Source organism: Clostridium saccharoperbutylacetonicum N1-4(HMT) (genome assembly GCF_000340885.1).
GTDB classification, from domain to species: Bacteria; Bacillota; Clostridia; order Clostridiales; family Clostridiaceae; genus Clostridium; species Clostridium saccharoperbutylacetonicum.
Genome location: NC_020291.1, coordinates 6,469,106 through 6,493,932, shown reverse-complemented (window position 1 = coordinate 6,493,932; position 24,827 = coordinate 6,469,106). Strand labels below are relative to the sequence as shown.

General features: G+C 29.8%; 23 protein-coding genes. 19 read left to right on the top strand and 4 right to left on the bottom strand.

What is annotated here, in order from left to right; translation table 11 throughout:
* Positions 1–134 precede the first annotated feature (134 nt).
* The 11 genes from CSPA_RS28185 (at position 135) to CSPA_RS28135 (ending at position 12,462) form a co-directional block, all read left to right on the top strand.
* On the top strand, positions 135–1,400 hold the full coding sequence (locus CSPA_RS28185; protein WP_015395826.1) for a UDP-N-acetylglucosamine 1-carboxyvinyltransferase: 1,266 nt from the start codon (positions 135–137) through the stop codon (positions 1,398–1,400).
* A gap of 27 nt (positions 1,401–1,427) precedes the next feature.
* Positions 1,428–2,219 (top strand): MBL fold metallo-hydrolase, encoded by a 792-nt coding sequence (locus tag CSPA_RS28180; protein ID WP_015395825.1) that lies wholly within the window; start codon positions 1,428–1,430, stop codon positions 2,217–2,219.
* 64 nt (positions 2,220–2,283) lie between these two features.
* A complete protein-coding gene (locus CSPA_RS28175) occupies positions 2,284–2,787 on the top strand; it encodes an SEC-C metal-binding domain-containing protein (protein ID WP_015395824.1) in 504 nt (167 codons plus the stop codon).
* A gap of 246 nt (positions 2,788–3,033) precedes the next feature.
* Positions 3,034–5,208 carry a methyl-accepting chemotaxis protein gene (locus CSPA_RS28170; RefSeq protein ID WP_015395823.1) on the top strand — a complete coding sequence of 725 codons (2,175 nt, stop codon included), beginning with the start codon at positions 3,034–3,036 and terminating at the stop codon, positions 5,206–5,208.
* Between the two features lie 620 nt (positions 5,209–5,828).
* Positions 5,829–7,262, top strand: coding sequence for an MFS transporter (locus CSPA_RS28165; protein WP_015395822.1), 1,434 nt, complete (start codon positions 5,829–5,831; stop codon positions 7,260–7,262).
* Positions 7,263–7,388: 126 nt separating this feature from the next.
* Positions 7,389–7,868 (top strand): 23S rRNA (pseudouridine(1915)-N(3))-methyltransferase RlmH, encoded by a 480-nt coding sequence (gene rlmH / locus CSPA_RS28160; protein ID WP_015395821.1) that lies wholly within the window; start codon positions 7,389–7,391, stop codon positions 7,866–7,868.
* Between the two features lie 145 nt (positions 7,869–8,013).
* A complete protein-coding gene (locus CSPA_RS28155) occupies positions 8,014–8,832 on the top strand; it encodes a MerR family transcriptional regulator (RefSeq protein WP_015395820.1) in 819 nt (272 codons plus the stop codon).
* 72 nt (positions 8,833–8,904) lie between these two features.
* Positions 8,905–9,372, top strand: coding sequence for a tRNA (N6-threonylcarbamoyladenosine(37)-N6)-methyltransferase TrmO (tsaA, locus tag CSPA_RS28150; protein ID WP_015395819.1), 468 nt, complete (start codon positions 8,905–8,907; stop codon positions 9,370–9,372).
* Positions 9,373–9,944: 572 nt separating this feature from the next.
* The gene (locus CSPA_RS28145; protein WP_015395818.1) at positions 9,945–10,307 is read left to right on the top strand and encodes a helix-turn-helix domain-containing protein; all 363 of its coding nucleotides are present in this window, start codon (positions 9,945–9,947) and stop codon (positions 10,305–10,307) included.
* Between the two features lies 1 nt (position 10,308).
* Complete coding sequence (locus CSPA_RS28140; protein WP_015395817.1) at positions 10,309–10,875, top strand: hypothetical protein; 567 nt, start codon at positions 10,309–10,311, stop codon at positions 10,873–10,875.
* An 852-nt stretch (positions 10,876–11,727) separates the two neighbouring features.
* Positions 11,728–12,462: an MBL fold metallo-hydrolase gene (locus CSPA_RS28135; RefSeq protein WP_015395816.1), complete on the top strand. Its 735-nt coding sequence runs from the start codon at positions 11,728–11,730 to the stop codon at positions 12,460–12,462.
* Positions 12,463–13,040: 578 nt separating this feature from the next.
* Here CSPA_RS28135 and CSPA_RS28130 read toward each other — a convergent pair.
* Positions 13,041–13,142 carry a putative holin-like toxin gene (locus CSPA_RS28130; protein WP_017810891.1) on the bottom strand — a complete coding sequence of 34 codons (102 nt, stop codon included), beginning with the start codon at positions 13,140–13,142 and terminating at the stop codon, positions 13,041–13,043.
* Between the two features lie 224 nt (positions 13,143–13,366).
* Between CSPA_RS28130 and CSPA_RS28125 the strand changes: the two genes are divergently transcribed.
* The 3 genes from CSPA_RS28125 (at position 13,367) to CSPA_RS28115 (ending at position 15,483) form a co-directional block, all read left to right on the top strand.
* Entirely contained in the window at positions 13,367–13,612 is a 246-nt protein-coding gene (locus CSPA_RS28125; protein WP_157228434.1) for a hypothetical protein, read from the top strand.
* A gap of 107 nt (positions 13,613–13,719) precedes the next feature.
* Positions 13,720–15,126 (top strand): FAD-binding oxidoreductase, encoded by a 1,407-nt coding sequence (locus tag CSPA_RS28120; protein ID WP_241393355.1) that lies wholly within the window; start codon positions 13,720–13,722, stop codon positions 15,124–15,126.
* 162 nt (positions 15,127–15,288) lie between these two features.
* Entirely contained in the window at positions 15,289–15,483 is a 195-nt protein-coding gene (locus tag CSPA_RS28115; protein ID WP_017810894.1) for a transposase, read from the top strand.
* Here the strand turns inward: CSPA_RS28115 and CSPA_RS28110 are convergent.
* The 3 genes from CSPA_RS28110 to CSPA_RS28100 all read right to left on the bottom strand — a co-directional run bounded on the left by CSPA_RS28110 (position 15,480) and on the right by CSPA_RS28100 (position 19,077).
* Positions 15,480–16,451, bottom strand: a complete 972-nt coding sequence (locus CSPA_RS28110; RefSeq protein WP_015395814.1) for a LacI family DNA-binding transcriptional regulator — start codon at positions 16,449–16,451, stop codon at positions 15,480–15,482. The genes CSPA_RS28115 and CSPA_RS28110 overlap by 4 nt on opposite strands.
* 179 nt (positions 16,452–16,630) lie before the next feature.
* Entirely contained in the window at positions 16,631–18,100 is a 1,470-nt protein-coding gene (gene gtfA / locus CSPA_RS28105; protein WP_015395813.1) for a sucrose phosphorylase, read from the bottom strand.
* A 20-nt stretch (positions 18,101–18,120) separates the two neighbouring features.
* The gene (locus CSPA_RS28100) at positions 18,121–19,077 is read right to left on the bottom strand and encodes a carbohydrate kinase family protein (protein WP_015395812.1); all 957 of its coding nucleotides are present in this window, start codon (positions 19,075–19,077) and stop codon (positions 18,121–18,123) included.
* 548 nt (positions 19,078–19,625) lie between these two features.
* Here CSPA_RS28100 and CSPA_RS28095 point away from each other — a divergent pair.
* The 5 genes from CSPA_RS28095 to CSPA_RS28075 all read left to right on the top strand — a co-directional run bounded on the left by CSPA_RS28095 (position 19,626) and on the right by CSPA_RS28075 (position 24,357).
* The gene (locus CSPA_RS28095) at positions 19,626–20,432 is read left to right on the top strand and encodes a Nif3-like dinuclear metal center hexameric protein (protein WP_015395811.1); all 807 of its coding nucleotides are present in this window, start codon (positions 19,626–19,628) and stop codon (positions 20,430–20,432) included.
* Positions 20,433–20,553: 121 nt separating this feature from the next.
* The gene (locus CSPA_RS28090) at positions 20,554–21,495 is read left to right on the top strand and encodes an alpha/beta hydrolase (RefSeq protein WP_015395810.1); all 942 of its coding nucleotides are present in this window, start codon (positions 20,554–20,556) and stop codon (positions 21,493–21,495) included.
* A 23-nt stretch (positions 21,496–21,518) separates the two neighbouring features.
* On the top strand, positions 21,519–22,310 hold the full coding sequence (locus CSPA_RS28085; protein WP_015395809.1) for an alpha/beta hydrolase: 792 nt from the start codon (positions 21,519–21,521) through the stop codon (positions 22,308–22,310).
* A 17-nt stretch (positions 22,311–22,327) separates the two neighbouring features.
* Complete coding sequence (locus CSPA_RS28080) at positions 22,328–23,158, top strand: polysaccharide deacetylase family protein (RefSeq protein ID WP_015395808.1); 831 nt, start codon at positions 22,328–22,330, stop codon at positions 23,156–23,158.
* Between the two features lie 17 nt (positions 23,159–23,175).
* The gene (locus CSPA_RS28075) at positions 23,176–24,357 is read left to right on the top strand and encodes a serine hydrolase domain-containing protein (RefSeq protein WP_026106462.1); all 1,182 of its coding nucleotides are present in this window, start codon (positions 23,176–23,178) and stop codon (positions 24,355–24,357) included.
* Positions 24,358–24,827: the final 470 nt, after the last annotated feature.

Sequence of the window (24,827 nt, the reverse complement as noted above, 5' to 3'; positions counted from 1 at the left end):
AATATATTTAAATAAATTCAGTTTATGTTATAATAGTACGAGTAGACTTTTTTAATAAACAAGGATTTATTTAATAATAAAAATTACTATGAAGAAATAGATTATATATAGATTTAATGGATAGGGTGAATTCAATGGAAAGATTAGTTATAAACGGTGGAAACTTGCTTAAAGGTAGTGTTGATATCAACGGAGCTAAGAATGCTGCAGTGGCAATATTACCAGCAGCAATATTAGCAAGTAATGGGAAATGCACAATTGATAACATACCAGATATTGAAGACGTACATTGCTTAGAGAGAATACTTAGAAGTTTAGGTTGTAATATAGTTAAAATAGATAATAATACTTTAGAAATAGACAGTACTGATGTAAATAACTTTGAAGCTTGCACAGACGATGCAAGAAGAATGAGAGGCTCATATTATTTTATTGGGGCTTTATTGGCACGCTTTAAAAAGGCTAAAGTCCTTCTTCCAGGAGGTTGTTCAATAGGAGTAAGACCTATTGATCAGCATATAAAAGGATTTGAAGCTTTAGGTGCTGAAGTAGTTATAGAGCATGGAGCTGCAATTGTTAAAGCTGATAAATTAAAAGGTGCTAACATATTTTTTGATGTAGTTTCAGTTGGTGCGACAATAAATGTAATGATAGCAGCAACACTAGCAGAGGGAGTTACAGTATTAGAAAATGTAGCTAAGGAACCTCATGTAGTTGATGTAGCAAACTTCTTAAACTCAATGGGTGCTGATATCAAGGGTGCTGGAACAGATATAATAAGAATTAAAGGTGTTGAAAGCATGAAGGGCTGCTCATATAGTGTGATACCTGATCAAATTGAAGCAGGTACATTTATGATAGCAGCAGTAGCTACAGGTGGAGATGTTTATATAAAAAATGTAATTCCAAAGCATTTGGAATCAATAACTGCTAAGCTTACAGAAATGGGAGCTGTAATTGAAGAAGGGGATGACTCTCTTCGAGTTACAGTAAAAGGTCCACTTAAAGGCGTAAATATAAAAACAACTCCATATCCTGGATTTCCAACAGATATTCAACAGCCAATGTCAACATTACTAAGTACTGTACCAGGAAGAAGTTTAATTACTGAATCTATATGGGAAAATAGACACAAGCATATAGATGAGTTAAAAAAGATGGGTGCCAATATAAAAGTTGAGGGCAGAGTTGCAATTATAGATGGATCACAAAAATTAACTGGAGCTGTAGTAAAAGCAACAGACTTAAGAGCTGGTGCGGCTATGGTTATAGCTGGTTTAGTGGCAGAAGGTACAACTGAAATTACTAATATAGAGCACATAGATAGAGGATATCCTCATATTGATAATAAGTTTAGAGCTTTAGGTGCAGATATTAGAAGAATAGAAGTTGAGGAGTAATAAAATTTCCAAGGGGGAGAGGTTATCGTGATATTTTGTTCTTTATATAGTGGTAGTAGCGGAAATAGTATGTTTATTGCTTCAGATAAAGCTAAGATATTAATAGATGCAGGACTCCCAGGTAAAAAGATCGATTCAGCTTTACAGGAGATCAACCAAAATCCAACTGAAATTAATGGGATTTTTATAACCCATGAACATAGTGACCATGTTAAAGGTGTAGGTGTTGTATCAAGAAAATATGATATTCCTATATATGCAAATGCAGATACTTGGTCTGCCATGGAAAGTTCTATTGGAAAGATAAAAGAGCACAACATAAAAGTAATAGATAAAAGATCTGTTACTGAGATATGTGATATGAGCATAAAAGCATTTAATATACCACATGATGCGGCAGCTCCAATGGGGTATACAGTGAGTTCGGGTCAAAAAAACATAAGTGTAGCAACGGATTTTGGGACATTTACTAAAGAAATTTATGATAATATAAAAGATTCAGAAGTTATTCTTCTTGAAAGTAATCATGATGTGAATATGCTTAAATTTGGGCCATATCCATATCCTTTAAAAAGAAGAATACTTAGTGAAATAGGACATTTATCTAATGAGGATTGTGGAAGTGCTATAGTTCAGTTATATAAAACTTCAACCAATAAGAAAGTTATTTTAGGACATTTAAGTAATACAAATAATCAGCCTGATTTGGCATATCAAACAGTTTTAAATGTTTTAAATGAAAATGGAATTAGGCAAAAGGAAGACATAATATTAACTATGGCAAATAGACATAATCCTAGTGGTTATATAGAAATTTAATTAATATAGGTTATAATTTATAAATATTAAATATAATAAAGAAGATTTTAAGGAGGACTTAAAAATGAGTTTATATAAAGATTGGACTGACATGGTTGTAGACTATGTAAAAACTAAGGGTGAAAATGCATTTTGGGATGAATATAGTAAATTAGAAAAGAATATATATAAGGATTTACTAGCTAACCATAATAATGCTAAAAAGACTACTATTAATGAATTAGCTAAAGAATATAATTCTACAGTAGAGTTCACTATGGGATTTATGGATGGAATTAATGATAGTTTAAAAAATCAATATGATCTTGAAACTGTTGATGCTGATACAGAATTAGTATTAGATATAAACTTAGAAACTTTATATTTCAATATGTTAGATGCTAAAGCAGAATATTTATATACATTACCACAATGGGATGGAATTTTTTCAGCAGAAAAGAGAAACGAAATACAAAAAGAATATAAGGAATCTAAAATTGTAAGAAATTTAGATAAGGTTGGAAGAAATGATGCATGTCCATGTGGAAGTGGAAAGAAATATAAAAAGTGTTGTGGAAAAGAAAAATAATAGATTTGAATAAATAAAAATTATATGAAATCATTTGGAAAAAGTTCTATTTTGTTAGAACTTTTTCTTTTTATATTATTTATGAAAAAATACAATTCACAAATTATGAAATATTTAGTATAATTAGAACAACAATAAAATAATAGTAAGGCTATGGTAGCACAAATATAGGTTGAAAAATCTTTATTTGTGCTTTTATTTTTTAGCAATATAGAGATAAGCAATATTTTTTCGGGGGGAATAAATATGAATTTAAAATTTAAGTATTTACTTAATCGTAATTTAAGAGAACATTCAGAAAAAGTTTTTGAAGGAATATCTAATGGAAGAAAAAAGGCACTTGAAAATTGGTTTAACGATAAGTGGGCACAATTAGAAAACATTAAGAATTCGCTGGTAGCATTAGAGGACAATAATGATATAGTAAACAATTATTTAGTAGAGAATGTAAAGAAATATGAAGATTTTTGTGAAATATTTGTTTTAGATGAAAATGGGATAGTTTCTGTTTCTTCATGTAAAGAACATGTAGGATTAAATATGAGCGATTTGCCTAATTTTGCTGCTGGATTAGAAGATAAGCCATTAATGTATGGACCATATATAGATAAAAGAAGTCTTGATACAGATATAAAAAATAAAAAGTTTGCTGATGATGTAACATTAATGTTTTCAAGTAGATGTAAAAATCATGATGGGCAAATTAGGATATTATGCTGTAGAACTTTAAATGATGATATGAGCAATGTAATTCAAGATGAGGATACACATATATATAAAGATTCTGGAGATAACTATTTATTTATGGTCAAATCCAACAGAGGGATTAAAACAGGAACAGCTATTTCAAGGAGTAGATTTGAAGATAATACTTTTACTTTGGGAGATAATCTTAAGGAGGGTGTGAAAACGAAAAGATGGGGAAAGGTACAAATTAAAGAGCATACTGAATTCGAAATTATATTTACAGATCCCGCAACTAATCAATTACATCAAGGTGTTGCAAATACAATTAAAAATGGAGAAAATTTAGATTGTTGGCCTGGTTATCCAGATTATAGACACATTATGGTTGGAGGAAAAGGAACTCTAATAACACCTCCTAATTGTGATGAAGTTTGGGGAATGATGTGTGAAGGTGATATAGATGAAATATATAACTTTCAAAGTATAAATTTAAAAATGCCAATGGCCATATCAATTATGTCAGCTGTATTAATATTAATAAACTTAGTTACTACAAAAGTTGCACCAGATATGAGTATATTTACATCTTTAGCAATGTGGATTATTTTATCAATATCAACGTTAGTGATTTCTAAAAAGATGGTTTCATCACCTTTAAGCAGGACGATAAATATATTACAAGAGATAGCAGAAGGTGAAGGAAATTTAACAAAAAGGGTCAATAAAATGTCATCAGATGAAATTGGAGAATTATCTAGATGGTTTAATAAATTTATAAATAATCAAATGAGCATGTTATATAGAGTAAAAAAATCAGTAAGTACTACAAAGAAATCAGTAAATATAGTTTCAAATATAACAAGTAATGTTAGAAGAGGAATGGGGATAATTGAAAATACAGTTATGAGTTTATTGGAAAATTCTAAGGAGCAAAATTTAGTGTTTCAAGATACTAAAAGTAAATTTTCAGAGATTACAGCATCAATTCAAGAAATGGATAGCCTTATATTAGAAGTTTCTAGAATAGTAGAAGATACTAATGAGGGTGCAGTAACAACACAAAATGCATCAAAAGAAGTATTAAATAATATGGAAGATTTAGAAAGTACAATAAGCAAAACTGTTAACTCTATAAGTACTTTGCAAGGATATTCTAAAGAAATAAGTGAAGTTGTAAATGTCATAAGTAATATTAGTAAGCAGACTCAACTTTTAGCTCTTAATGCATCCATAGAGGCCGCAAGAGCTGGTGAAAGTGGAAAGGGATTTGCAGTAGTTGCAGGAGAAATATCAAAACTAGCACTTGAAACAGAAGCTGCAACTAAATCAATAAGTAATGTTATTAATCAAGTTAGAAATCAAACACAAGCAACTTTTGAATATGCGGGGGAAATAAATGATAAAGTAAGTATATCAACAGTAAGTGTACAAAAATCAATTAAATCCTTTGATCAAATAAATGAGGATATAAATATAATTGCTAATTCTATGCAGTCTATTGCTGAAATAACTTCTACTCAAAGTGAAAGCGTTGGAGAGGTTATGAATAATGTGAGCACTATGGCAGACAAAGTAGAACAATCCACAGAAAACAGCTCAAGCAAGAGTGAAGAATCATTAACAATGGTTAAGAAGATATTATCTGAAATAAGACAATTAAAGCAAGCTACTGAAGTATTAGAATATTCTTCAGATAATTTAGATGAAATGGTAGGTTCCTTTAAATTAAAATAAATTTAAGCTAAAGGTAATTATAATTAGGCATATTTCTTAGAAAAGGTTATTAACAGTGATCTTTTCTGAAAAATATGTTTAATTTTATATAGAGGATTAAATATAGAAGTTATCCATAGAATGAGGATTATATGTGGATAAAATTAAAAATAATACTTGAATTGTGGATTATATTTTTAGTAATTGAATTAACCTTATAGAGATATATAATGCAAGAATTATACTTATGCAACAATTACCGAAATCAGATACATTTATCTTCCACAGGACTAGTGAAATTTTCGCTGGAAGGTTCTAAATGGCGGCTTGTCGTCATTTCAGTGTGTTCCAGATATAAAATCTGGACAAACTGTAAATAAAACAAGCCCCCATTAAGAACCATCATCAGCTCAATTTCACATGCCTGCTTCCAGAAAAATGTATCTGATTTCTAGTGTAGTGTTACGATTATAATTTCTCAATGATGCATCTATATTCCATTAATAAGTTTGATTATTAATTTGGATATCTATATAATTGTACAAATGATAAAATTATATTATAATTTTAAATTAAGTTACTAATGATAATAATGAAATAAATAATCAAATGAAGATCTTATAAACGAAAGGATAAAATATATGGAAAATATAAATAACAAAAGATGGTTAATATTACTTACAACAGTATTATTAACATTTATGGCAACACTTGATGGAAGCATAGTAAATGTTGCATTGCCTGTTATGGCACAGAAGCTTTCAGTAAGTATGGCATTAATAGAATGGGTAGTAACAAGCTATTTAATAGTTATAGTTGGAACTATTCTTATATTTGGAAGATTAGCTGATATTAAAGGAAAAGCTACGATTTTTAAGTTAGGGGTAATAATTTTCACAATAGGTTCTCTTATTTGTGGATTATCTAATTCATTAATGATGTTAGTTTTTTCTCGATGTCTGCAGGCAATAGGTGCTGCTGGTGCTATGTCAACAAGTCATGGAATTATTACTCACGTTTTTCCTAGTAATGAGAGAGGAAGAGCGCTAGGGATAAATGGAACTTTTGTAGCCTTGGGGTCCATGATAGGTCCACCTATAGGTGGAATAATAGTATCAGTTTTAAGTTGGCAGTATATATTTTTAATAAATGTTCCTATAGGAATTATAGCTCTTTTTCTTGCAATGAGAACACTTCCTAAAAGTGGTGGTGGATCTAATGAAAAATTAGACATAAAAGGTTCAGCTATGTTTGGACTTACTATGGTATTATTATTTGGAGCATTAACTTTTGGAAAAGAAATTGGATATGAAAATAAATTTATTATAAGCTCTTTGATTAGTTCCATAATATTATTTGTGTTATTCATAATCACTGAAAGAAAAATTAAAGCTCCATTGTTAAAGCTAGAAATCTTTAAAAATCCTTTATTTTCACTTAGTATATTTTGTGCATTTATTTCTTTTGTAGCAATAAGTTGTTCTAATATTATATTGCCGTTCTATTTGCAATATGTAATGAAATTAAGTCCATCAGTTACAGGGCTATTTATGATGGTATCGCCGATAATATTGGCAGTAGTTGCACCAATGAGTGGATATATGTCTGATAGAGTAGGCTCAGAAGTTCTAACATTTATAGGACTTATAGGAACTAGCTTAGGATTATTTTTAATGTCAACTTTAAGCCAATACTCTAATTTAGGTGCGCTAATTGTATTTATAGCTATAATGACATTAGGAAATGGAATGTTTCAATCACCTAATAATTCATTAGTAATGTCTACAGTAGATAAAAAGAATTTAGGTATTGCAGGAAGTATAAATGCATTAGTAAGAAATTTGGGAATGGTCTTTGGAATATCTAGTTCAACAACCTTATTATATTATCGTATGAGTAGTAAAATTGGATATCATGTTACTGGATATGTTGAAGGAAGAGATGATATTTTTGTATATGGTATGCAGTATGTGTACGTAGCTGCAGCTATTATTTGTGGGATAGGAGCTATGTTAACAGCTTATAGATTATATCAAATTAAAAGAAAACTAAAAAAGGAAAGGCAAATCGCATAATAAATATAGTGAGTGTTTAAATTTAATAATTCATTAAAAAAATGACTGTAGCTGAATAAAAAATTGGCTACAGTCTTTATTTATAGTTATAATATATTATAGTATGAAACGCAAAAGGAGAAAATAATGAATATCACAATAATAACTGTTGGTAAAATTAAAGAGAAGTATTTAAGGGATGCAATAGATGAATATTCAAAGAGATTAGGGCGATATTGCAAATTAGATATAGTAGAACTTGCAGATGAAAAGACACCTGATAATGCTTCAGAAAAAGAAGAAGAAGCAATTAAGGAAAAGGAAGGACAAGGAATACTAAGCAAAATTAAAGATAATATGTTTGTAATAGCAATGGATTTAGGTGGTAAGCAATTAACATCAGAAGAATTTTCTAGTTATATCGATAACTTAGGGGTAACAGGAAATTCAAACTTAGCATTTATAATAGGTGGAAGTCTTGGAATTTCAAAGAGTGTTCTGGCTAGAGCAAATTATAAATTGTGTTTCTCAAAGATGACATTTCCACATCAACTTTTTAGAGTTATGTTATTGGAGCAGATCTATAGAGGGTTTAGGATAATGAAGGGTGAACCATATCATAAGTAAATGAGGTTTATACCCTTAGGCATTGATACGACCTACTTAGGGTTATTTTTTTGCCTAAAAATACCGTATCATAAGCAATAGTATATTTACAAAATATGTTACAATTATAATGCATATTGGAAAATAGTTAATGTGAGGGGATATTATGTTTAAAATTGGAGAGTTTTCAAAATTGACTCAGGTCTCTATTAGAATGTTAAGATATTATGATGAAATTGGAATATTAAAACCTGCAAACGTTGATCTGTTTACAGGATATAGAATGTATTCTGCTGAGCAGATATCAGTGCTTCAAAAAATAATCTTATTAAGAGATACAAAATTTTCAACTGCAGAAATAAAAGATATTATACTAGGTTATAAAGAATTAAATATAGTGGATGAATTACAAAAAAAGAAGATTCAAATTAATAAAGAGATAGAAATTGAAAAACAGAGGATAGAAAAAATAAATAATGCAATAAATGAAAGCATAAAAAAGAATTTTAAAATACATTGTAATATAAGTTTTAAAAAAGTAGACAATATATTGATATTATCTACTAGAGATATAATTCCAACTTATTTTCATGAGGGAGTTTTATGGAATAGGTTATGTGATTTTATTAAGAAAGAAAATATTTCTATAAAGCAGGATGTGTATAATAATATGGCTATGTATCATGATATTGAACATAAAGATGAAAATGTAGATGTTGAAGTCGGGGTTATTGTAGATAAATTAGGAGAAAATAAAGGCAATTTTATATATAGAGAAGTAGAGGAAGTAGAGAAGATGGCATATGCAATGGTGTATGGGCCATATGAAAATTTAGCAAAGGCATATGAAATGCTTGCATATTATCTTGAAAGTCATAATGAACAAATGACTGAAAGTCCTTCTAGACAGATATGTCATATAGGTGTAGATGATACTAAGAATCCAGAAGAATATCTTACGGAAATACAGATTCCATTAAAATAAAATTTATTGACTCTCACATTATGTGAGGGTCTATTATTTTTATATAAGATAAATATCTAGGAGGTAAATATTATGCAATTAAAAGAAATTGGTAGAATTAATGTGGAAGGAGAAGGGATGTTTATTCAAATCAATAAAGAGTATGTAAAGGGACTTCAAGGATTAGAAGATTTTTCTCACATTGACGTACTTTGGTGGTTTGATAAGTGTGATAATAATGAAAGTAGAGGAGTTATTGAAGTAAAGAAGCCTTATAAAAAAGCTCCTGAAAAGTTAGGAGTATTTTCAACTAGGTCACCTGAAAGGCCAAATCCAATAGCATTATCTATAATTGAAATAACACATATTGATTATGATAATGGTAGAATCTATATTGCTTATATTGATGCAATGAACAATAGCAGTATTTTAGATATAAAGCCTTATACTCCAAGTATAGATAGAGTAGAAAAACCTAATGTCCCTAAGTGGTGCAGTCATTGGCCATCATCTTATGAAGAGTCTGGTGATTTTAATTGGGAAAATGAATTTTTGTTTTAAGTGCTATGTAGAATATATACACCAGAATAAAATGGAAAAACCTCACTTATAATAGTTACGGTGAACCATATCATAAATAAAGGATAAATTAAATGTAATTTAATAGTAAAATAGAAGTTAGGTGTTATTTACTTTCACCATGAACCTATCAACAGAGATGTTGATGGGTTTTCTTTTCATATGTGTAAGTTTAGAATCATTATTTCTAGGACAGTATAAATATAAATGGTTCTTAAGAATTATCTTTTAACACTACTTAGCTAAAATAGAATATTAATTAAAATATCGCCTATATGATTTACTAGGATAGGAGGAAGGTTATAATAAACCTTTTTAATTACCAGATTATCCAATGGCATATTCAGCATTGGTATTTACTATTTTTACACCTGTTTTTGTTTTGAAATTCTTAAATGCAATTGCAGAAAAAATCTAGTACTAAATAAATATAATTATTATATATATTCAGTAAAAAAGCGAATAGCAACGCTTAGTTGACAAATTTTCACCATTTTTTGGTAGACTGCAACTTATGATTTTCTATATAATTGAATAAGAGAGGGGGCTATATAATGGGTATGTCTGAAAGATTACAAAAATTAAGAAAACAAGGAAGCTATTCGCAAGAACAGTTAGCAGAAAAATTAGGCGTAACAAGACAGGCAATATCAAAATGGGAAAGTGACCAAGGTAATCCAGATATCAATAATATTATTAAATTAAGTGAAGTTTATAATGTGAGTACCGACTATTTATTAAAAGGTGTGGAGCCGATAATTGAGCCAATTGAAATTGATTCTAAAGAAAAGAGTGACAATCGTACATTAAGAAGAATGGTTACCATACTTTTATTTATTGGGGGTATTTCTGTTGTTGCAGTTGTGTTCATTTTTAGCCTTGCTTTTTTAACAAAAACATTTTTAGGAGGCCGTTAAAGTGAAAACAAAATTTTTCATTTTATTAATTACTTTTGTATTTATAATGTCATTATGCGCTTGTGGAAATTCATCAGGTGTTAGTAATGAAACAATCAATTTGTCATCAACCACATCCCCTAAGCAAACCGTAGAAATTGCTTTCGAAGCACTGAAAAATGCAAATTCAACGGGATTTAATCAATTTATTCAATATAATGAGCGACAAGATGGTATTTTTATTTATAAGGATAATAAGCTCTTTGGCAATAATTTAGATGGAGAAGGAAAAAAATTTATAGAGAGTGTTTTTGCCAATCTTTCTTATGAAATAGGTGAAGTAAATGAAAATGATGATTTAGCAACGGTTAAAATAAAAATTACCAATCGGGATTTATCAAATGTATATAATGATATATTGCATTATAAAGATTCAGATAATCCGCTCATTGAAGCAATCAAAAATGCTAATAGTAAAATGGTTACATCTGACTTGAAAATCACACTTAACAAAACGAGTGGAATATGGAAAATTAAAATGGATAAATCATTAATGAATGCTATTTGTGGAGGATTAGAGGAAAAATAAGCTTTTGTTCATTAATAATATAATATCAAAGGTAAAAGAATATTAACATTTGTAGATAAAACAATAAACTATATATTATAAAGTATGCTTAGATTTATAATCTAAATATACTTTATAATATGTAACTTCAACAGAAATAGTCATATTAGAAACAAAGAAGCTAAACTTTTCATATGGAAGATAGGAATCCACTCATATGAGATTTCAAACAACTAACAGAGAATATTCTATCTAAAATTGAAGAATGTTATCACTTACTACTGATATGATAAACCGTACCATAAATAAGTGAGGTTTATAGTACTAACCATTGAAATTACTTAATTAAGGCTATTTTTAGAGATGGAAATACTATATAATAATCAAATGGTGTTTTTACTAAATTTGGACTTGAAGTGATATAAAGTTATGTTAAACTTATAAATAATATTATATTTAATAATATTTTATTAGTTATAAGTTGTTAAACAAAAACATTGACAGTAAAAATGCTGTATGATACTATCTGAAGTGATTATTTTATAAAAAAGGAGACTTGAAGAGATGAGTTTAGTTGTTCTTAATTAAACTATTGAAATTAAATAGTTTTAGATGCGTTAAAGTTCTAGTATGGAACTTAATTAGGTGCGCATTTTAAGAACAATATCTTCTATTAAACTCTTTTATAAAAAATAAAGTAACTTTAGATACACATATATTATATATATTTATTTTTGTTAAGCTAAAATATATGTTCAGTATTAAATTTAATTTAAATAGGATAAAAGATTTTTAAATAATTAACTCCCTATAGATGATATTGTTTGTCTATGGGGAGTTTTAATTTTGTATTAAGAAAGGTGGAAATATTTAATGGGTTTAAGAAAAGTTACACAAAGGGTTTATTATCTTATTAATGACAGAGAAACTGATAGACCAGTGCTTGGATATATTAAAGGAGATAAATATGCTTTAATGGTGGATGCAGGAAATTCAAAAAAACATCTTGAGAAATTTAATGATTCTATAGAAAAATTGAATTTAAGATTACCTGATTATGTTGCGATCACTCATTGGCATTGGGATCATACGTATGGAATGCATTCAGTTACAGGAAAAACAATAGCATGCGAAATAACTAATGAACAGTTAAAGGTTATGTCTAAGTGGAAGTGGACAGATGATGCAATGAAAAAGCGTCTTTTAACTGGAGAGGATATTGAATTTGCAGATACAAATATTCGTAAAGAATATGAAAATCTTAACGATATAAATGTTGTACCTGCTGATATAGTATTTAAAAATAATTTAGAAGTAGAATTAGGAGGATTAAAAGTCATTTTAAAAAATGTGGTATCACCTCATTCTAAGGACTCAGTAATAGTTTATATACCTGAGGAAAGAGTAGTATTTATAGGAGATGCTTATGGGATGGATTATTATAATAATTGTGAGTATAACGCAGTTAAATTAGAGAGTCTTATAAATATGTTAGGGGGCTTAGAGTTTGATGTTTGTTTTCCAGGACATTCATCACCTATAAATAAAACTGAAATTATTGAGTATTTAAAATCACAATACAATAAAATTTCTGTGGGCAATGAATAATTATTGTTTAATGATTAAGTATTTAAGAAATCATGACAAGCTTTTAGAGTATAAAAATAAAATGAAACTTAAACATTAAAGGAGGTAACACTTATGAGTAAATTTGGACTGAATTCAAATGCTATTTATCCAGATAAAAATATAGAGAGTGTTTGTTATATAAAAAATGTTATATAACACATTTCATTATAAAAAACCTCACTTATAGTAGTTACGGAGAAGCATATCATAAGTAAGAATTGAAAAGTGAATGTCCAAATTTTATATTTGGAAACATGAACTTTCCCTGTGGGCATTTTGCATTTCGTCATCGAAATTACTCAGCGAACGAATGTGAGTCGAGTTTCCTTTGAAATTCAATTAAAGACTAATATATTAAATAAGTAATAAAAAAATAATTGTTTATTTTTTATTAAAAATTGATATAATATAAGTAAATAGTAGCAAAATAAAAATAGTTAAAAACATATTGCAGTATGTTTTTAACTATAGTATATAATTCTAGTTGCTTAGGCAACTGGTATCACTAAGAATTTTAGTTAAAAAATTAGTAGCTTTCCAAATTGCGTTCGGGGCTACTATTTTTTTGAGATTTTTTCTATAAGAATCACTATTAATGTTAATAGTGATAGTAAAAATAATCCACCTTGAAATAGCAAAATTAAAACGTCATTACTCATTTGCATCACCTCCCGTCTAAAAAGAGGTAAGTGATACCAGTAGCCCACAAAAACCTATTGAATTATACACGGAAATTATATCATAATACTTTAAAGGTTACCATAGAAAATAAAGGTAAGGAAAATAAGTTCCAACAATACGTATGAAAGAAAAGCGAAATGGTAGATGATAGTGTTCAGGAGGTTTCGGATGAGTTTGTAAGATACTGTCAAGTTTCGGTAAGATGCTATCAGAGTTGCATTCAAGAGAACAACGAAAGAAAATACTGCGTATGTTGATTTCAAAAATAACCATGAACAAAACTAGAGATATGGAATCAATAGAACTTAACATCAATGATAACTTAATAATATGCCTAAGTAACGGAGGCGAAACAAGCCCAGATGATAATGGAGGCGGTTCGCCTTCCTATTTTGCTTCAAGAAGAAAGTTGATGATAAATCCTGTTAATATAAAAATCTGTATATAGAGAATATTGGAATATAATGTTGATACATAAGATATATAATTATATTTGGAGGGGTGTGTGCATATTTTGATATAATATGTGAAAGTAATTGTTATATTTATCATATATTGATAGAAGTAGATAGATTTATTGTAAATCAAAATATTCTATTACAAAGGATGATAATGATGGAATTAGCTAAGGATTTATGTTTTAATGGTGAGATTGTAACACCTAATGATATAGAATATGAAGAAGATAGACAGGTGTGGAACAGAGCAATACAAAAATATCCAATAGCTATATTATATTGTACTAGTAGAGAAGACGTTATAAGTGCTTTAAGGTTTTGCATTAAAAAAAATATTAAATTTAGAATAAGATCTGGTGGACACAATTATGAGGGATATTCAATTGGGAATAATGTTATAGTAATTGATGTTAGTAGAATGAAGAAAATAATTATAAATGAATTAACTAATACAGTAAAAATAGAATCAGGGGTAAAAAATAGTGAACTTTACGAATATGTAGGCACAAGAGGATATCCTTTTCCTGGTGGAACTTGCCCGACTGTTGGGGTAGCAGCATACACTTTAGGAGGAGGATGGGGAGTATCTTGCAGGTTATTTGGTTTAGGTCTTGATAATGTATTAGAGTTTGAACTTGTAGATTATAGAGGTAAGATACTCATTGCAAATAGAGATTGTAATAGTGATTTATTTTGGGCATTAAGGGGTGGTGGAGGAGGAAACTTTGGAATAGTAATCTCATTAACTTTTAGATTACCACCAAAGTTAAATAAGGTAACAGAATTTACAATATATTATCCAAATACTACACCATTAGAACAAGCAAGTATTATGGATATATTTCAAAATTTATATCTAACCTTAGATAGAAGAGTGAATATGAGAGCTAGTTTTTATAATTCTGCAGATGAGGGTGTAGCAGCATTCATTATAGGATTATTTTATGGAGATATAGAAGAATTAAAAGAAATCTTAAAACCCTTATTGGTAGTACCAAGAGCTGAGTCTAACTTTGAATATACAACCTTTTTAAATGCTATAAAAAAGATTGAAGCCATATATCCAACTAGTGAAAAATTTAAATCTACTGGTAGATTTGCAAATAGAATATATTCAAAGCACGAGTTATTAAAATTAGCATCTTCTCTTCAAGAAAAACCTATAGGGTCAGTTTATGCTGCAGTTACTTTTTATGGATTAGGTGGAGCGGTAAAGGATAAAGGAAAGCATGAAACAGCCTTTTATTATAGAGACTCCAATTATATTATAGGTATACAATCAGTATGGGAGAATTCAATTTATACAGAAGAAAATAAGGAATGGGTAGCTAGCAGATTAAATTATATAAAAATGATAACAGAAGGAGTATATGTTAATTTTCCGTACAGTCCATTAATAAATTATGGAAAAGAATATTATGGTGGAAATGCATGTAGGTTGAAATATATAAATGAAAAGTATGATCCACTTAATATATTTAATTATCCACAATCAATAAAATAAGAATTTAATATTAGGTGAGTTCTCACTGGAAATAAAAGATTAGAAGATAATTTTTGTATTATTTACAGAGATTATCTTCTTTGTGGAGAATTTTTCTTATTCTTTGGGGAAATTACAATCAAATTAAATCTGAGGACCTTGTACTCCTTGAGGGTATAACTTTTGAACGTAGCAGATTTTGTTCTAAGGAAAGAGCTGTCACTTGATAGCGAAGAATTGTTCTTAATAAATACTCCAAAATATTCTCTAGTGTTGAATACACAAGAAAATATCTGGAATAAATTAAAAAATTGTATTTTTAGTACTAGTGATTTTATATCTATTGATGAACTTTTTGACTCAGTGAATTCAATTTAAGTAGTCATTCTCTCTATTAAATTTATAGGTAAAACATTTTCTAAATTTACCTGCTCTTTTTCCATTTGTTTTATTAAAATTTCGATAGCCAATTTTCCCATATATTCAATGGGCTGCTTTATTGTAGTAAGAGTAGGAACTATTAATGAAGCGGTACTAATGTCATCATAACCTACTATTTTTAAGTCTTCTGTTATTTTTTTACCAAGATAATGAGCAACGTTAATAATTGAAGCAGCTATTATATCACTGCTGGCAAATATTCCATCTATATCAGGATGATCTTGAAACAATTTAAAGACTATTTTCTTATATCCTTCAAAGGTATCTAATTTTGCTTCAATAACAATACCTTCAATATTTTTTTCTCTAGTAACATCAATGAAGGCTTGATATCGTTTATTTACTGGAGTATTTATTTCTAAAGGACCACTTATATGTGCCAACTTTTTGCAGCCTTTATTTATTAACAGGTTTGTGGCTAAAACTCCACCATGGTAATTATCACACGTGATAAATGGAATTTTATCGGATAAGTTTCTATCAATTGCTACAATAGGCAGATTTGTATTAATATATTCTGAAGTTTCTAAAGTGTGGCTCCCCATTATGATTCCATCAACTTGATTTCTTTTTAACATTTCTATATAACCTTTTTCTTTGACGCTATCTTGGTAAGAATTGCATAGTAAAATTTTGTATCCTTCTTTATAAGCATAATATTCTATATAATTACTTAATTCAGCAAAAAAAGGATGTGATACATTTGGAATTATAAGACCTATAATATTAGATTTTTTTCTAAATAAAGATCTAGCCAATTCATTTGGCTTATAATCAAGCTCTTCCATAGCATCATGAACCTTTTTTCTTGTAGCATCACTTATATATCCTCTATCATTTAAAACTCTGGATACAGTAGTAACTGTAACTCCAGCTATTTTAGCGACATCTTTAATTGTTGCCATAAAAACACCCTTTACAAATATGAATTTTATAATTTAATATGAAAAATAATAAAGCGCACTATACTGCATTGTGCATTGTTCATTTTCTATTTTTCATATCAATTAAATAATACACCAATGAGATTTTTAGTACAATAATAATATAAGTAGCTATTCTAAATAAACAGCTACTTGTATCATTAAATATTGTATATTAATATATCTCCATTATCATCAACATATTCAATAACTGATTTGTTTGTTTGAAGACATATGTTTAATGTACAGAATTTTTTATCTTTTTTCCATGAGAGAATTATTTCGTCATCTTCAGAATTTACAATATTGAATTCACCATTAAATGCTGGATATTCATTTCTAAATTTTATAAGTTTAAGAAGTCTTTGAACAACTTCTTTTTGGACTTCTTGTTCAATTTCTATAGATGTGAAGTTGTGTCTATTTATTTCACGGCCTTCACCAGTTAGTTTTACATTCTCTTCATCATTTTTTCCTGCTAACAAGCCTACATAGTATACTTGAGGGATACCAGGGGTGAAAAATTGAATCGCTCTTGCAGCAAGATAAGCATCATCATCACAGTTCAAAACTGAATAATAAGAGCATCTTATTTGATGAACATCAAAGCCATCTTTAGCTTTATGTGCATCAGAGTAAATGAGACTTAAGTTTGAACCTCTTTCCACACAGAGATCAACTAAATTCTTAGCGTCTTTAGTGTTTATTAAGTCATCTAAGTCAGGCTTAACAGGAATGCCATCATGGCAGTCCAGCATTGTAAATTGTTTATGAGGACGAACTTTTAAATATTTGTAAAGTTCTGAGTTAGATTTATTTATTAATGTATCAAGAATTCTATAAGGAAGTATAAAATCATATATCCAGCTACCATGTTCTGCTAACTTAAATTGGGTTGTGTAGTGAGCATGAACTTCAGGAAGTAGTTCAAGTCCTAAAGAAGTCGCCAGTTCTGTAATCCAGTCAATAAACTTATAAATTTCTGGTTCAATGAAAAAGCAGCTGGTTCCTAATTTTTTAATTACATATCCAACAGCATCTAATCTAACTATTTTGACATTTTGTTTGCTGAAGTTTGTAAGAAAATCTTTTAATAATTCCTTAACTTTTGGTGAATTAATATCAAAGTCTATTTGCTCAGAAGGATCTTCTTTTCCAAAAGTAGTCCAAACAGTTTCCTCTTCACCAGTTTCGCTTATAGTGAAAGTTGAATAAGGTTGTCTTCTTCGTAAGAACATCTTAGAAATATCTTCTTGAACAGGCTTTCCATCACTCCAAATTTTATCTAATGTGAGGAAAAGATCAGCATATTCTGATTTTTTTCCGTGTTCTAAGAAGTCCTGAAAAAATTCGGATTCTTTGGAAATATGGTTTACCATTAAGTCTAAAAGAACATCAAAATTTTCACCAATGTGTCTAATATCTTCCCAAGTACCGAATTTAGGGTCAATTTCAAAGTAAGTTAATGGTGCAAAGCCTCTGTCTCCTGAAGAAGGGAATGGAGGAAGTATATGAACGCCGCCTTTAAATATATCAGAAAAATATTTTAAAAGTATGTTATTAAGAGTCTTTAAATCTCCACCAAGAGAATCAGGATAAGTAATAAGTTGTACTTGATTTTTAATTGCCATTTTAAAATCCTCCTATATGTTTATATATTATAAATGTTTTTAATTTCTTGAATAGTAGGTAAATTGACAATAGCACCTACATATTTTAGATTGAAAGCACTTACTCCAAAGCCAAGATTTAAGGCGTCATTTAAAGTATAACCTTTAACCATTCCAGTATAAAACCCTGACCAAAATGCATCTCCAGCACCAGTAGTGTCAATTATTTCTGTTGCCAGAGTTTGGAATGTAATAGTTTCTATACCATTGGTTACTATGGCACCATCTTTTCCAAGAGTCATTATTACAAGCTTTGCGCCCAAATTTATAAATTTCTTTACTTGATTTGCAGGTGTATCTGGTCCAAAGATTCTTTCAGCATCTACTTCAGAAGGTTTGATTATATCAACTTTGCTTATAAGATTTTTGATATATTCTATTCCATTATGTCCAGATTCCCAAATCAGATTATGATAATTTGGATCAAATCCTATAATGACATGATTTTTTCTAGCTTCTTCAATTACTTTTTCAATAGTAATTCTAGAATTCTTTTGAGATATAGGCCAGCATGAAAAATGAACTATTTTAGAGTTTTTCAATGCTGAATCAAGTTTTGCATTATAGTCTAAGTTGTAATCTGCACCACGATAAAATATTGGGATAGGAGTTGTTTTACTTTTAGTAACAACTACCATACTAGTAGAGGACTCAACTCTGTTAATATAATTAGTATTGATATTATTAGTTTCTAGCTGTTGAATTAGGAAATTACCAAAACTATCTTTGCCTACACATGCTGCAATAGCAGAAGTTCCACCTAATTTTTTTATATTCATGGTGATATTGGCAGGTGAGCCTCCAAAATATTTAGTATAATTATTACAATTAAAATCATCACCATAATCATTAGAGATCATATCTATTAACAATTCTCCTATTGTAAATACATCAATATCTTTATTTTCAAAATTTAAGGTATCATTAAAGTGAAACATTTATTTCCTCCTTATTATATATTTGATTTTTTCGGTTATAGCATAATTCGACTCTCTTACTATAGTTATTAATAAATTTAAGAGCAAGAATGATTATGAACATGTAATTTCTTAGATTAAGTTTACTTTTAAGTTTTCGTATTTTCAGTATAATAGGTTTCAAGATTTATGTCAATCGATTAACATAAAGGTGATATATTAAATTGATATTTCGAATTATGAAAATGTCTTAAAGGACAAAACCTTACTATCACACATTTGTTTAACATTGAAGTATGCCTATTTAACAGTTGTATTTTCTAATATTAATGCATTTTTTAGTTCTTGCATTGACTAGAGGAATTAAAAGTCTAAATTATACAAGTTCACTAAGTAAATTTGCAAAGGAAATGAGTTTAGTACATTTAAAGCAACTCTTTTAAAGAGTTTTTTATGCTGTTAGTTAAGTTAATAATTAGAATATATATCAACCGTTTGACATAGCAATGTAATCGGTATATAATGTGTATAACTATAATTTGTAGATAATAAGAAAGAAGGAATATGTAGTGAAAGTAAAAGAAATTATTGATAGAATTATGAATAAGTTTGGTGGGGTTAAATTTGAACAAACGTGTGATCAACTTATAAGTGGTAGTTTTGATATGGAAGTAACAGGTGTCGTAACTACTTTCATGGCCACTGTAGACGTAATTAAACAAGCTATTGATTGTGGAGCAAACTTTGTTATCACTCATGAACCAACTTATTACACAGGTGAGGATAAAATAGAATGGATAAAAGATGATCCAATATACTTAGAAAAGAAAAAAATTCTTGATGAACATGGTATTGCAATTTGGAGATTTCACGATCATATGCATGCTGCACCATTTGATTTAATTTATGAGGGAGTACTAAAAGAAATTGGATGGAAAGATTATTTGATAAAGGGACTGCAATTTCCACATTGCTATGAAATACCAGAGATGTCGTTAAGAGAGTTAGCAGAGTTTTTTAAGGAAAAATTAGAAATGGAGGTTATTCAAATTGTTGGTTCTCCAGATACTAGATGTAAAAGAGCAGGATTTCTAGTTGGCGGAGGAAGTTTAGGACTTGGTGTAGAAGAAATGCCTATGATTCTAATGAAAGAACAAAATTTAGATGTCATGATATGTGGCGATATTACAGAGTGGACTTTATGTCCTTATATTCGTGATGCTGCTGCATTAGGTATGAATAAAGCTATGCTAGTATTAGGGCATGAGCGTAGTGAAGAAGCAGGTATGAAATATATGGCTGAATGGCTAGAGCCAATGCTGGAAGGAACATCTGTACATTTTATAGATGCAAAAGAACCTTTTATATATTTGTAAACTTAAATAAGGAACATGAAAAAAATAATAGACCAAAGATGCAAGCATGCAGATTAATTATTTTTTGATTGTGCGTAATGCAAAGAAGAGTTTAAAATAAATATTTAAGTGGGGGAGATTTATGTCTTACGAAGAAAAAGTTTTGCCAGAATTGTTGCCAATATTACAAAGTAACGAAAAAATTGATTTGACTAAGAATTTGGAAGAGATGAGGAACTTCGCGGTACCACCTATAGAAAAGTCTGTTAATGTACTCACAGCCACTCGTAGAATTAAGGAATCAGAGCTATTGGTCAAAATTTATGAACCTAAGAATAGGCAAAATTCAAAATTGCCAGCAGTAGTTTGGATTCATGGTGGTGGTTATATACTTGGTAATGCTGACGGAGATGATGGATTATGTGAATGTTTTGTTATGGAAGTCAATTGTGTTGTAGTTTCAATTGATTATAGGTTGGCACCAGAGCACCCATATCCGGCGGCAATAGAAGATTGTTATGCAGGACTTAAGTGGACTGTTGATAATGCAGAGGAACTAAAAATAGATGCTTCAAGAATTGCAATTGCAGGAGCTAGCGCTGGAGGTGGCTTAACAGCGGCATTAGCCTTGATGGCTCGTGATAGAGGTGAAATAAAGATTGCATTTCAGATGCCTTTGTATCCAATGCTAGACGATCGAAATGTAACCCCTTCAAGTTATGAAATCAACGAAGAAAACTTACCGAAAGCGTGGAATAGAGAAGCTAATGAGATTGCATGGAAAATGTATTTAGGTAATAATAATTCAGAGCAAATTCCTTGCTATGCTGCTCCGAGCAGAGCTAAGGATTTGACAGGGCTTCCGCCTGTATATACATTTATAGGGCAACTGGATCCTTTCAGAGATGAAACTTTAGAGTATGTTGCACGATTAGCTCAGGCTGGCGTTCCTGTTGAGTTTCATTTATATCCAGGATGTTTTCATGGCTTTGATTCAATTTTTAATAATGCAAAGATCAGCAGGCGAGCTAGAAGTGAGTGTATAAATGCACTGTCGCAGGCATTAAATATTAAGGCACAATAAAAAAATAATGAGGAGGATGAAAAATGGCATTTTTACAAACAAATTTTTATTCAAAAACATTAAAAAAACTTGTTAACTTTAATGCTCTTTTACCAATAGATGCTATTGAGATACCAGGAATGAGTGAAGCTCAAAAAGGACCTATGAAGGCTATTTATCTTTTACATGGTTACTCTGGAAATCATCATGATTGGGTTTGTGGAAGTAAAATTCAGGAATTGTCTCTAAAGTATAATGTTGCAGTGTTTATGCCTTCAGGTGAAAATAGCTTCTATCTTGACGATACTGATAGAGGAGAGCTATTTGGAGAATTTGTTGGAAATGAGTTAGTTGAGTTCACACGAAAGATGTTCCATTTATCAGATAAAAGAGAAGATACATTCATAGGAGGATATTCCATGGGAGGGTATGGAGCAATAAGAAATGGAATAAAATATTCTCACAATTTTAGCTGCATTATTGCATTATCCTCAGCACTTATAATTCGAAATATTGCAGGAATTCCAGTTGATTATAAGGATATGATGGCTGATTATAAATATTACAATAGGGTTTTCGGAGATTTAAATCAATTATTAGGAAGTGATAAAGATCCAGAGGCGCTTATTCTTAAATCAAAAGAAGAAAATAAATATATCCCTAAAATATATATGGCTTGTGGAACAGAGGATTTCCTAATTAAAGAAAATCAAAGCTATCATGATTTTTTAGTTTCAGAGGGAATAGAGCATACTTATATAGAAGGGCCAGGTATTCACAATTGGGATTTTTGGAATGAATATATAGAAAAAGCAATACTTTGGATTAACGAATAAAATGCGGAGGTGTGAATATGTCTAGAATAACTAAACTTTTTCCAGAGGGAAAAAGAAAAGCATTTACTTTAAGCTATGATGATGGTGTTATTCAGGATAAGAAGCTAGTTGAAATTTTTAATAGATATAATCTAAAAGCTACCTTTAATTTAAATTCAGGACTTCAAGGAGAAGAAGGGGCTTGTGTAATAAAGGATTTAGTTATAGAAAGAATAAAAGACAATGAGGTGATTGATTTATATAAAGGGCATGAAGTTGCTATTCATGGATTAAAACACCTTTCACTAACAGATATACCTAAGGAACTTATGGTTGAGGAAATTCTGCAAGATAGAAAAAATCATGAGAAGATGTTTGGGTATCCTGTAAGGGGAATGGCTTATGCTTTCGGCACTTATAATAAAACAGTATTTCAGGTATTAGAAGCTCTTGGAGTAGTTTATTCAAGAACAGTAAACGAGCATGGGAATTTTACTTTACCTTCAAACTATTTGGAATGGAATCCTACAGCTCATCATAATGCCCCACATTTGATGGAGATAGCGGAAAGGTTTATTGAAGGAGAATTTCATGGTTTAGGGCTTTTTTATTTATGGGGGCATAGCTATGAATTTGATTTAGATAACAATTGGCATAGAATAGAGAAGTTTTGCGAATATATAGGCAATAGGGATGATGTCTGGTATGCAACAAATATTCAAATAGTAGATTATCTTGATTCTCTAAATAGATTGCAGTTTTCTACAGATTTTGAGCTTGTGCATAATCCATCTGCAATTTCAACTTGGATAGAACTTAATGGAACACCAGTGGAAATAAAAGCAGGGGAAACTAAAAAAATATGTTAGAGGAGGAGCAAATAACAGTGTTTGAAAATACAGAAATCAATCAAATAAAAAAAGTATTAAAAGATCACATAGATAACAATTATATAGCTGGCGCAAATTTAATGATAATAAAAGATGGAGAAGAAATTTTATATCACGAAGACGGCTTAGCAGATAGGAAAAGTGGAGCTCAAATAAAAAGAAATTCTATTTTTAGATTATATTCCATGACTAAACCTATTACAGCAACCGCAGTTATGATTCTGCTTGAACGCGGAGAAATCGATTTATATGAGCCAGTAAGCAAGTATCTTCCAGGATTTAAAGATCAGATGGTTGACGCAGGTGATTGCTTGGTTCCGGTGGAAAGGGAAGTAACACTTAAAGATTTACTTTCTATGACATCTGGCTTAGTTTATGGTGGAGAACATAGAGCAGGAAAGGATACTGAAGCTCTATTTAAGGAGATAGATAGTAGGCTGCTAGGTGATAAGCCAATGAATACTATAGAAGCTATGAATAAGTTAGGAAGATGTGCTTTAGCCTTTCAACCAGGAACTTCTTGGACTTACGGTACCTCAGCTGATGTATTAGGGGCTATTGTTGAAATAGTTAGTGGTAAAAGGTTTGGTGAATTTTTAAAAAAAGAGTTATTTGAACCCCTAGGCATGAAAGATACTGGATTTTGGTTGCTAGATGAAAAAAGAGATCGCCTTGTAAAAACTTATTCTGACAATAGTAAGGGAGATTTAGAACTTTACACTGGAAATCATCTAGGAATAGTTCATAAGATGGATAGGAATCCAGAATTTGAATCTGGTGGAGCGGGTTTAGTTTCTACTATAGATGATTATGCTAGATTTGCTAAGATGCTTATGAACAATGGAAGTTTAGATGGTGTTCAAATTTTACGACCTCACACAGTTAAATATTTAACATCAGGAACTTTAAATGCCGTACAGCAGAAGGGCTTTGATAATTGGGGGACACTATGTGGACATAGTTATGGAAATCTAATGCGTATAATGACAGAGTGCAGTATGGCTGGAGATATAGGGAGCCTTGGAGAATATGGATGGGATGGCTGGCTTGGCCCATATTTCTGTAATTGTCCGAAGGATGATTTAATATTTTTATTCATGATTCAAAAGACTGATGCGGGAACTACTACACTTACTAGAAAGTTAAGAAATATTATTTTAAGTTCAGTTTGTAAATAAATTGGATTAAAAAAACTACCAGTAGATGATTAGGCACAAGCAATGAAAATATATAGATAAAACAAGTGAATCTTAATTTTATGCCGTAACGGACTAAAATAAAATGGATTCTGTTACTTAGTGGATTATAGAATAGGGCTTTGGCAAAATGAGAGTAGACTCACTCTGTTAGCTGAGAAATGCCTATAACCCTATTTTAAATGTTCCAAAAAGAGATGATTTTTTTCTAGTAGCAAGATATATTTGAAGGTATAAATTTAAATTAGGTTTTGTTTAGTCATTTTTTTTATTGTGCCTTACATTACAAATACAAGATATTTATTGATATATAAAAAATGAAAACGCTATGTGTAACCGGTTGACATATTAAAAAAAAGAGTATACAATATAAATATGTAACCGGTTGATATAATACACAAAGAAATCGTTTTAATTAAATTATTTTCACTAAATTTATATAAGGGGGAATT

Coding starts and splice junctions, on each gene's coding strand:
- CSPA_RS28185 (WP_015395826.1), top strand. CDS start 135: ATGGAAAGATTAGTTATAAACGGTGGAAACTTGCTTAAAGGTAGTGTT.
- CSPA_RS28175 (WP_015395824.1), top strand. CDS start 2,284: ATGAGTTTATATAAAGATTGGACTGACATGGTTGTAGACTATGTAAAA.
- CSPA_RS28170 (WP_015395823.1), top strand. CDS start 3,034: ATGAATTTAAAATTTAAGTATTTACTTAATCGTAATTTAAGAGAACAT.
- CSPA_RS28165 (WP_015395822.1), top strand. CDS start 5,829: ATGGAAAATATAAATAACAAAAGATGGTTAATATTACTTACAACAGTA.
- rlmH (WP_015395821.1), top strand. CDS start 7,389: ATGAATATCACAATAATAACTGTTGGTAAAATTAAAGAGAAGTATTTA.
- CSPA_RS28155 (WP_015395820.1), top strand. CDS start 8,014: ATGTTTAAAATTGGAGAGTTTTCAAAATTGACTCAGGTCTCTATTAGA.
- tsaA (WP_015395819.1), top strand. CDS start 8,905: ATGCAATTAAAAGAAATTGGTAGAATTAATGTGGAAGGAGAAGGGATG.
- CSPA_RS28145 (WP_015395818.1), top strand. CDS start 9,945: ATGGGTATGTCTGAAAGATTACAAAAATTAAGAAAACAAGGAAGCTAT.
- CSPA_RS28135 (WP_015395816.1), top strand. CDS start 11,728: ATGGGTTTAAGAAAAGTTACACAAAGGGTTTATTATCTTATTAATGAC.
- CSPA_RS28130 (WP_017810891.1), bottom strand. CDS start 13,142: ATGAGTAATGACGTTTTAATTTTGCTATTTCAAGGTGGATTATTTTTA.
- CSPA_RS28125 (WP_157228434.1), top strand. CDS start 13,367: ATGCTATCAGAGTTGCATTCAAGAGAACAACGAAAGAAAATACTGCGT.
- CSPA_RS28110 (WP_015395814.1), bottom strand. CDS start 16,451: ATGGCAACAATTAAAGATGTCGCTAAAATAGCTGGAGTTACAGTTACT.
- gtfA (WP_015395813.1), bottom strand. CDS start 18,100: ATGGCAATTAAAAATCAAGTACAACTTATTACTTATCCTGATTCTCTT.
- CSPA_RS28100 (WP_015395812.1), bottom strand. CDS start 19,077: ATGTTTCACTTTAATGATACCTTAAATTTTGAAAATAAAGATATTGAT.
- CSPA_RS28090 (WP_015395810.1), top strand. CDS start 20,554: ATGTCTTACGAAGAAAAAGTTTTGCCAGAATTGTTGCCAATATTACAA.
- CSPA_RS28085 (WP_015395809.1), top strand. CDS start 21,519: ATGGCATTTTTACAAACAAATTTTTATTCAAAAACATTAAAAAAACTT.
- CSPA_RS28080 (WP_015395808.1), top strand. CDS start 22,328: ATGTCTAGAATAACTAAACTTTTTCCAGAGGGAAAAAGAAAAGCATTT.